At 56.0% G+C, this 8,877-nt stretch carries 9 protein-coding genes; 1 reads left to right on the top strand and 8 read right to left on the bottom strand.

Translation table 11 applies throughout. The annotated features are described in order from the left end of the window. The first annotated feature begins 267 nt into the window (after positions 1 to 267). A complete protein-coding gene (locus GM1_RS20920) occupies positions 268 to 993 on the top strand; it encodes a hypothetical protein (RefSeq protein WP_052005504.1) in 726 nt (241 codons plus the stop codon). 50 nt (positions 994 to 1,043) lie between these two features. Here the strand turns inward: GM1_RS20920 and GM1_RS20915 are convergent, their stop codons facing one another. From GM1_RS20915 to GM1_RS22815, 8 genes are all read right to left on the bottom strand, one after another. Beyond that, a complete protein-coding gene (locus tag GM1_RS20915) occupies positions 1,044 to 1,475 on the bottom strand; it encodes a hypothetical protein (RefSeq protein WP_040520935.1) in 432 nt (143 codons plus the stop codon). 182 nt (positions 1,476 to 1,657) lie between these two features. Then, entirely contained in the window at positions 1,658 to 2,278 is a 621-nt protein-coding gene (locus GM1_RS20910) for a hypothetical protein (RefSeq protein WP_008382237.1), read from the bottom strand. A gap of 1,193 nt (positions 2,279 to 3,471) precedes the next feature. Continuing rightward, positions 3,472 to 3,837, bottom strand: coding sequence for a hypothetical protein (locus GM1_RS20900; protein ID WP_157436255.1), 366 nt, complete (start codon positions 3,835 to 3,837; stop codon positions 3,472 to 3,474). Positions 3,838 to 4,800: 963 nt separating this feature from the next. Beyond that, entirely contained in the window at positions 4,801 to 5,322 is a 522-nt protein-coding gene (locus GM1_RS20890; RefSeq protein ID WP_075051925.1) for a hypothetical protein, read from the bottom strand. Between the two features lie 343 nt (positions 5,323 to 5,665). Then, on the bottom strand, positions 5,666 to 7,039 hold the full coding sequence (locus tag GM1_RS22565; RefSeq protein ID WP_157436253.1) for a MafI2 family immunity protein: 1,374 nt from the start codon (positions 7,037 to 7,039) through the stop codon (positions 5,666 to 5,668). Positions 7,040 to 7,246: 207 nt separating this feature from the next. Beyond that, on the bottom strand, positions 7,247 to 7,687 hold the full coding sequence (locus GM1_RS20885; RefSeq protein ID WP_008382232.1) for a hypothetical protein: 441 nt from the start codon (positions 7,685 to 7,687) through the stop codon (positions 7,247 to 7,249). An 18-nt stretch (positions 7,688 to 7,705) separates the two neighbouring features. Beyond that, the gene (locus tag GM1_RS22560; protein WP_008382230.1) at positions 7,706 to 8,341 is read right to left on the bottom strand and encodes a hypothetical protein; all 636 of its coding nucleotides are present in this window, start codon (positions 8,339 to 8,341) and stop codon (positions 7,706 to 7,708) included. A gap of 280 nt (positions 8,342 to 8,621) precedes the next feature. Further along, positions 8,622 to 8,877 (bottom strand): hypothetical protein (locus GM1_RS22815; RefSeq protein WP_217997963.1); only part of this gene is annotated, 256 nt, incomplete at its 5' end.

The raw sequence follows: 8,877 nt of genomic DNA, 5'->3' as shown, positions 1-8,877 counted from the left end.
CCCAGCACAGAACAGTGTCGGCCGGGCACGGACGGGAACGCAGGGCGGCGAAGCGCGGTCTCTCTGGATCTTCGACGACGACGACAAACGGGCCAGAACGTTTGTGGAGGTCGTCTTCCCGAATCCACGAGACACCGCGAAAGCACGCGAGACGCTGGGAAGGCTGCCGTTCTGATGATTGGTCGATCAGGAGACCGTTCCACCACCGGAACGACAAGCGTGCGCCGCCACTTTGCAGTCATCGGAGCTTCCGCTGCTGTTGCTCTAGTGGTTGCGCTCCTCGTAGTCCGATTCGTCATCGGTGGGGGCGGCTCCGTTGACGCGCCCACCGGTGTGAGCGTCTCCGCCAACGGCGTCGTCGTGAAGATCGCCTGGACGGGCGTCGATGGATCGGATTCTTATGAGGTGGTGCGTGACGGATCGGCGGTGGTGTACAGCGGGAGCGACACGGCCGTGTCTGACAAAACCGCGACCGAAGGGAAGCACAACTATGTTGTCCGCGCCATTTCCGATGGCGTGACGTCGGCGCCGAGTTCTTCCGGCGACGTGACCGTGGGCCCGAACTGGGGCGACTACGCACCCTTGGTCGCACTGTTTCCCCAGCTGCTGCCGCAGACGCCAGACACCACGGGTTGGAACGACATCAGCTGCTCATGGCTGCTGTCCGGTTTTGACGATGAGATGGGGCCGGCAGACCAGGGGAGCGGAAAGGTGTACGCACGCGCACGTATGGCGTGTGCTGGTCAGTCGACGATGCTGGCGCTGGCATGGCTGGTCTCGAAAGACGCCACGGACTCGGTATTCGCCGCTGCCTCGCGGAAACCCGGAGCGCAAGCGATTCGGTGGCGATTCGGTACCGGATACCTCGATGAACGGAATGGTGTCGCCTACCTCCGGCCCGACACCGTGGAGAACGTCTGGCTCGCAGTCGGCGCGCAGGGTGCGAAGAAGGACCAGATACTTGCGCTTGCGAATCAGCTGCCGCTGGAATGATTGAGTGCCGACAAGATCTGCGGCAAAGCGACCCATGGGGTGCGTCTGCGCTATCGAGACCGAATGCCGGGGAACTCTGAATAGTCTATGGACAGGGGATTCCAGACAACGGTTACTGCGTCTGATGTCGGAACAACGGCATTCTTAGCGTAGTCAACCTCCGCGAGAAGTATGTCGATCAGCTGAACGCTTCCGACAAGCGAAATATGGTGTATCTCATCGAACGGACATACTTCTGGCGACACGGCCTCCAGAACGCCGATCCGGAGGTCGTGAACTATCTCTCTCGTGCTGAAAAGGTCGTAGTCGCGCAGTCCTGAAATGACCTCAAGCCCCTCATGTATACCCAGTGACATCCATTTGATGGTCAGGATCCGCGCATCGTCGAATATGAAGCGCAAACCTTGTTCGAACTCGATCGCTCCATCGAGTAGGTATGGTCCTGGGGTCTTGTGGGGCGGCTTGGCAACGAGTTCCTCCACCCTGCTGACGCTGGCACCTATGAAAGAATTGAGTACGGCTCGGGGAGTTGGTTGCGATGCCATCTTGACATTTGCCTTCAGGGAGTTGAATACGGTCGGTGGCTCACTGAGTACGGGAACGTTCGAGACGTGACGAGAACTTCGATTTCACCAGGTGCCCGATTTGAGGATCGTCCATCAGTTTAACGATCAGCTTTTGTCCCGCGTCTGTTCGAGCGGAGAGCTTTGCGATCACGAAGATCCGTCCCGGCCCTAGCTTCGGATCGAGGATCAACCGTTCGATTGTCGAGAGTCGTTGTGCAGATACTGGTTTGAGCTGCGTTAGTGCATTGAACAGCGCACTTCGGACCTTCTCCTCGGTTGGTGTCGATTTCACTCAACTCGGCCGACTCACGTAGGCGCTGCGGGAACACGGCCCATAGCTCGTTGGACGTCTGTCTGTCTGCCGTCTTCCCGATGAGCCCCGCGAGCATGTTCATATAGTGGTCCTGGTACGCCCGGCGTGGATTCATTATGTGTGATGCGGCTATCTGGGCGACTGTCGAATAGAATTCTTCAGGAAGTCCGCCGATATCCGGCTGCCAGAACATTTCACTTTGAACCGACTGGTCCGGAAGTGCCGTCATGATATCGTCAATGAACGGCTCAAACAGGTGGCGGCCTTCTTGTTGCATTGTGAATCGACGGTACGCCTCGCTGAGGTAGTCGACGTTCCATTCGCTGCGTGGGAGAAGTTCGTTCGTGGCCATGTGCAGCAGAAAATCAGGGTCGTCTAGATGCGATGCTCCGCCGGCGTCATCCATGTTCGCTATTCCCGTTCGTATTATAGGGGCTCTTCGGATCTGAGAGTGCGTAGGTGCGGTCCAGCTCGAGCGGGTGTGACCACAACATGTAGGCGGGTCCTGGGCGTGAGAATGAAAGCTCTCACACACCCAAACTCGCACGACCAGGACCCATGGACGAGCCTACGTGCTCTGCCGCTTACGTGATCTGCCGAACCGTCGAACTCGGACTCACGATCACTGGAGTGCCTATTGATCTCGACGAGCGGACTCATATCGTCTGCCGGATCCTCTACCCTGGTTCGTGCTGTCCGGGCTGCGATACTACTGGTCAAGTGAGTGATCATGTTGATCGGGTGTCACGGCTGTCCCACCCGCGGGGCGGCCGGTACTGCTGCATGTGGCGGTCACGCACTGTCGACTGTTCGAGGTGGGGTGTTTCGTGCCGACATCATCACGATCGCGGCACCACGAGCGGTGATGCTATGCCGGACCGAGCGGTGGATTCTGCAACGCATCGCTGTCGATAAGTTGCGCGTGGCCGCGGTCGCGGGGGACCTCGGGATCAGCACAAGGGGAAACGCCGTCGCGGACAACGCCAGTCGTGATGCATCTTGGCAGATCAGCAGCAGATGAATCTGCCGACTTCGGTTGCTACGTTTCGAGTATTGACCCGAAGGCTCCGTCAATCGACGCAGTCGGCCTTATCTGCGTGCATCAGCACTGTTATCGAACACTAGGAACGAGTCCGGGATGAGCGCGATACTCTTGTGTCCTGTTGATTCGCCGAGAGCGAGAGTGAGGCTTCTTCCGTCAGGAGATACGAAGGATGCAGACCATAGGGTCCAGGCGTTCGAGAGTAACGAGACTTGGTCAACAGCAAATCTGACTTGTGCGACTCGAATGCCTATTGCGTTCGCATCTGGAAGTCCGGGAAGCTGGGGTTCGGCCAGTTCCGCAGTCAGTCGAACTGTGTTCGAGACCTCACTGTAGAATCGAATCCTCGTGCCGTCCGAGAATTGGACGATAATTGGATGGAATGTCTCGCGAAGGTTCGCGCCTGGCGTACTGAATTGCGCGGCCTCGCCGGTTTCCCAGTCAATGCGGTGTACGTCTGAAACTGTGCGACCGATGGCTGACTGGATAGTCGAAATGGAAGCTCGGTCGGGCTCTTCGAGTTGTGTCTCTTGCCGCACTGTTCAACTTCCAGGTAGTCAGTTGGATTGAGTAACGGAATCACGGATGATCACTCTATTGTCGAGCGTTATCCTGGTTGATCCGGAAGTATCCGGCCATCTTGTTGAGATGTGAATCTGCAGACTTCCGTTCGGATCGCGAGAGAACTGCAAACTCTCGACCTGGTCTCGGTAGATCTCGACTCTGGGAGTTTCCGAAATCGAGAACTGGATCCACGCAAAATCCTCCTGAGTACTCCAGGTAACGGTTATCGATTCATCGACGTAGTTGGTGGCTGTGACCGTAGTGACCCACGGGCTCTCCACGTCGTGCGAGACCTGCAGTCCAAGGTCTTCGAGATCGGTGGCGTGGGGCGCCTGCATTGAATCTCCATCTGGTTTCATTTCGATAATCTGAACTCTAGGCTCTGGTCTCGTCGTGTTGATTTACTACGGCCGACACTAGGAGGATCTACTGTAGCCAGGGTCCTTGGGCTTCGTCGAGGGAGTCGACGCACTCTCGGATCCGAAGAGCCACATAAGTCCGACCGGGTCGGTCCATGCGCGGAGTTTCCCTGCATTGTCGGACGAACAATCGTGACCATCGAAGCCTGGGAATGACGCACGCGGCCTGTCGGGTGGACACCGCAGACTGTACGTACCATGACTTCGGCCAACTGTAGATTGTCCTTCCTTGCGGGTTCGCAGGGTCCCGTGAAGGAGCCTCGGAGGTTCAATGGATTTCCAGGATCGTCCCGACCGCCACTGTTCTTGGGCCCTCTGTGAGTTCGATCGTTGAGAGCTCTCTAAGTATCGGCAAGGCTGGCGAGAATGGGAGGTCGATTGCGCAGACCCAGGTATCGGCATCCTCTGAATGCAGTTTCTCTACCAGGATGCTGTGGAGCTCGTCGCCAGCTGTCGAATGCTGATTGTCGTCCATTCGGAAGCGGCATGTGCTCATGTAGACGGGCGCGGTAGGCGGTCCTGATTGTCGACCTCCGCCGGCCGGAGGAAGCCAGGCAATTCGCGCCAATGCAATAGGCGTTTCAATGTGTTCTATCGTCATCAATTCGAGCCACTCGGCGTAGGTGCATTGGCAGCCCCAACTTCGTCCGATACTTCCTTGGTTTGCGTGGAGTCTGTGTAAGGTTGCGGATGGCATCTGTGTTTCAACGGTTGGACCTCATCCCTGCTTAGAAGGTCGCCTCATCTCTCGGCATCGGCTTCAGGTTATCGATGGCAGCCTCGAAGTACCTGCGCAGGACCCCCAAGGCTTGTGGAGCCCTCGACGACTACATATTGAAGTCACTCCTGTACGCTGTCCAGCTCGCCGAACGCATCAAATGCGCTCTGAAATCCGAAGATCTACTATAGCTTGGAAAGTAGAGAGTTGGACACTTCGATGCTCGTCTCATCCGTGGTTACTGCCATCAGCTCGGCAAGAACGGTGATTGCGTTATCGTCCCTCGCGAGGACTTTGCCAACTCTCCCATCGATCATTTCTGTCGCGGCCACTGATACTTCAAGATGATTGATCTCACCTCTGCTCCATCTGAAGACGAGGTCGATAACGTCGTCTCGTGCGGATTCGAGGACGTATGCGTCGCGAAATTCGATCGCCTTGGTGAAGCTGCCGAGAAGGAGGTTCTCGTAGTCTGCTGTCCCGCCGCGAATTAGGCTTGGGTAGGTGATCAGGGTGGTGCTATTCGTCCCGTTGGGATTGTAGTTATGGATGAATCTCCAGCTTCCGCTTAGTGGCCTTGCTTCGATTTCGCCGAGGGTGTAGAAGTATATGCACGGAAGCCACTCTGGGCTTCCTTCATCGTTCGCAATGAGATAGTAGCTAGTATTCTTCTTTTCAAGGTATCCGACAGCGCAGTAGCGCTTCATTCCCGTAAGTGAGTACGTGTAGCCAGGCCGATTAAATGTGCTGATGTCCTGGCGGCAATAGATGATCATTGGATGCCTACTTCTGGCTGTTAGTGCGAACAGTATGGGCCGCCGGAGAGTTGTTGACGTCTTGGGACCACCATACTCGCCGGTGTTTGTACGAAGTGTACTCGTGTTGTACCTGCTCATCGAGAGCGTATCGCATCCAGCCTCTGTTGTCTTCGTGAGTGCTGGTCGAGATCGATGTTCAGGGCGTCGCCAGTTCAACGTTTGCTCACATCGATTCCGTGGCGAGTTGGCAATTCAGGCACTGAAGCGTGGGGGCGTGCCAGCAGGGCCACTATCACATTAGAGGTGGCCCTGGTTGAATGCCTTCATGGTTCCGGATCATCTCTGAGTATGTCTGCCCGAAGTGTTCTCCATCTGGGTGCAGCCAGGGGTCGGTGATGTCGTGCGCTGGTGGTAGAAGGGTAAATTCTTGGATGAATCTCCGCAGTTCTTCTAGTGTCGATATTCGGTCCGATACTGCTTTGATTCTATGGATGATCTCTCGGACGCCGCGAGCCCGTTCGGCGACTGGAAGTGTCGACGTCAAGTCGAGAAGGCTCCGGCCGTAATCTTCGTAGGACTCCTGATCGAATCCGGATTCGGGCGGGACTCCAATCTCAATTCCTGGTGAGAACTCGATGAATGACCAGGAAATGTACGACTCGTCGTAACCGAACTTTGGTCCGCCCCCATTGTGTCGTGATCGTAGTTGCCAGGGGCCTGCGTTCAATGCTACGCACGCGGTGACGTTGAAGCCGGGCTTGGTGTTGATCGATCGAATATCGATAAACCATTCGAGTTCTTCAGTGGTGCGCCGGAGTGGTAGAGGTGTGTTCTTGTATGCCGGGCGGAAACCTGAATTCTCGAACTCTTTGAGGAGTAGGGCGCTGAACCAGTCGGAGGAAATAGCTGTTTCTGACGGCGAGCAATTTGTGTTTTCATTCATTGAATCGAAATCTTTGCGCGACATGCTCGCTCCATTATGTAAACTTCCGAAGAAGTGATGCTCCTGCGAGGGTATGACGCCGCCGTTGCTATCGCCAAGTTCTTTGATTAGTTTCTGAATTTGAAGATCAGTTATCAGGTGGCGTTGATTGGCGTGGTCGGCAGATGGTTCGACACGATCTATGGATGAGATAGCGAGGAGGGCCTGCCAATTTTCACGTGGGTAGATTTCCGGAGGCTGGATGTTATTGACCCAATATCGAGCCCATGCTGATGTCTCGGTTCGGGTGGTTGGCCTGCTACTCAGGTTGGAAAGGGTCTCGGTAATCTCGGCCGCGGAAGGTAGGGGCGCAGTGGCGGGTCGGATGCCGTCTTCGGGCGACATGAGCTTTAGGAGGCCTGGTTCCCACCGGCGAAAGACGAGCGATTCGCCGGGCCGGAGGGCTATGATCCCGGGCTCGGCGATGGTGCTGATTTGGTAGTCGAAATAGTCACTGATTCGCGATGGGGTTTCCGAAATGAGATCGTCAATCACGTCGGAGAATACTTCTTCGATGGTCTCTGTGGGTTGCGAATCTAGAACGAATCTGACGAAGACTGAAGACTTCCCGTTTGCGGCCGGTGTGTGTACCGAAACCGCGCGGAGCGTCGGCACAATGCTGCCTAAGAGTCGGAACTGGAGTACTGATATGACGGATTCGAGAGCTACTCGTTCTTCGGGCATGGATTGAGAATTCTCCTGGTCCCAATCGGGAATGCGAGGTTCAGTGGGGGGCCGCCGGCGACGTCGGTGATGATGGCGTGGAGTTCGGAGCCGATCTGGGTTGTGTCCAGTCAGGCCTGACGCGAGCCGATCCACATGACTTGAAGAATATCTCCTCCGATCAGCTCGCCGACAGAATTGATGCGCTGTGAGATCCGAGGAGCCGGTTCATACTTGTTGGTTGGGTTTCGCGTCGGGCTCGGTCCAAATGTTCACCTCGTAACCGTAGCCGCCTTCGGAGTGGGACGTTCGTATTCGAAGCTCCGGAAACTGCGATCTGGCCGAGGTCGACCAACCTGATGCTATCCATGCGGCGATGAACTCGGAACTTCGTGGCCCGAAGTCGGCGACGTCCCAGATGTGAAGGTGGTTGACCATCCTTTCGGCGGCTTGCGTGGAATCCAGTTCTTCAAGCCAAAGGTCCACGTTCTCATGAGAGGTTCCTTCACGGATCAAACAACCTCGGTAGATCTCGAATGTCGACGACTGTAACGATGCGATAGCGACTATTGTCGGAACGCTTGCCGCGCTATGCAGGTACGCCTGGGGGTCGATGTGGCCGAAGTTCTCGGTTTCTGCCACTTCCTGCCATGCGGACTTGGGTGTCATCGTATTCGGCCGATCTTGTCACGAGAAGTCGGCGGATTGTTTGTATTCGCCGATCGCTTTTGCGAGACTTGACGCTTGCTGAGTGTTCGTGACGACAATGAATCCGTGATGCGGGTCGTCAAAACTGCCGAATCTGAAAATGATTGCATCGCTGGGGTGCCGGTACTTGATAGACCTCGAAAGAAGGATTCTGTGGTTTAGTTTGGTCGTGGCGTCGCCGAGTAGATTGAGAGTCTCGGGCTCGCTGAATAGTGGGGATTCCAAAGGCTTGCGCACGGCGGCGATATGACTAACTCCATCGATCGATGCGAGGTCGTCTAAGTATCTCGAGACGATTCGTCTGCCAACGAGTTGAGTGGTTCCATCCTCGAATCTTCGAACCTCGGAGAAGCTCGCGACCGGCGAAGGGTCATTCTCGAATTGCTTCCATAGTCCGTTCTGTAGAAATCTTCGTTCCAATAGTCTATTTGCGAAGGTTGCCGGGGGAGTGGCTGAGCGGAGCTCAAGCCGATTTTCGGGGTCTTTTGACAGCGATGCAGCGAGCGCGGAGCGCGTCGTAGAGAAGTCTCGTTCGACTTGAGTTTCTCTCCAGTCTTGTGCCAACTCAAGGATCGCTGTGGATTCCGGTTCGACCAATGGATTGGTCTCGGTCACTATCGGCCATTCGGTTGCGGACGAAGTCGTAACCTTAATGCTAATAGTCATAGTGCTCGCCGTCTGGTGTGTTGAAGTGAGGCCCTCGGTTCTGGGCGGGGTCATTGAACCGCCCTGGTCCGGTCGCCCCCCCCGGGCCTGTGAAACCCGGCCGCGATCCGGCGGCAACCGGCCAATCTGCCGTACCCGACCACCACAATCAGACCTACCGCAATCAATCCGAACCGCTCAGGCCGGGAGCGGCATCGGATGAAAGATCGAGGCTGAACCTCGCGGATCTCTATTGGAACTTGTCGATTGTCGAACCGAATGCGCCATCGATCGTTGCGAGTGGCCGGTGTTCCCGTGCATCATCACTCTTTTCGAAAACTAGAAATGAGTCTGGGATTAGTTCGATACGCTCGTGGCCGGTGGCCTCTCCAAGGCTGATTGTCACGCTACTCTCGTCTTCAAGTTCAAAAGATGTGGACCATAGTGAGTAGGCGCTTGAGAGCAGTGAGATTTGGTCGATAGCGAATCTAACTTGCACTACCCGG

Source organism: Gordonia malaquae NBRC 108250 (assembly GCF_000344135.1).
In the GTDB taxonomy this organism is placed as follows: Bacteria; Actinomycetota; Actinomycetes; order Mycobacteriales; family Mycobacteriaceae; genus Gordonia; species Gordonia malaquae.
Note: the sequence above shows the minus strand (reverse complement) of the source record. Positions and strands in the feature narration are given on the sequence as shown.

What these genes read in the sequence shown, in the direction of transcription:
- GM1_RS20910 (WP_008382237.1), bottom strand. Translation starts at nt 2,278, where the DNA reads ATGGATGACGCCGGCGGAGCATCGCATCTAGACGACCCTGATTTTCTG.
- GM1_RS20900 (WP_157436255.1), bottom strand. Translation starts at nt 3,837, where the DNA reads ATGAAACCAGATGGAGATTCAATGCAGGCGCCCCACGCCACCGATCTC.
- GM1_RS20890 (WP_075051925.1), bottom strand. Translation starts at nt 5,322, where the DNA reads ATGAAGCGCTACTGCGCTGTCGGATACCTTGAAAAGAAGAATACTAGC.
- GM1_RS22565 (WP_157436253.1), bottom strand. Translation starts at nt 7,039, where the DNA reads ATGCCCGAAGAACGAGTAGCTCTCGAATCCGTCATATCAGTACTCCAG.
- GM1_RS20885 (WP_008382232.1), bottom strand. Translation starts at nt 7,687, where the DNA reads ATGACACCCAAGTCCGCATGGCAGGAAGTGGCAGAAACCGAGAACTTC.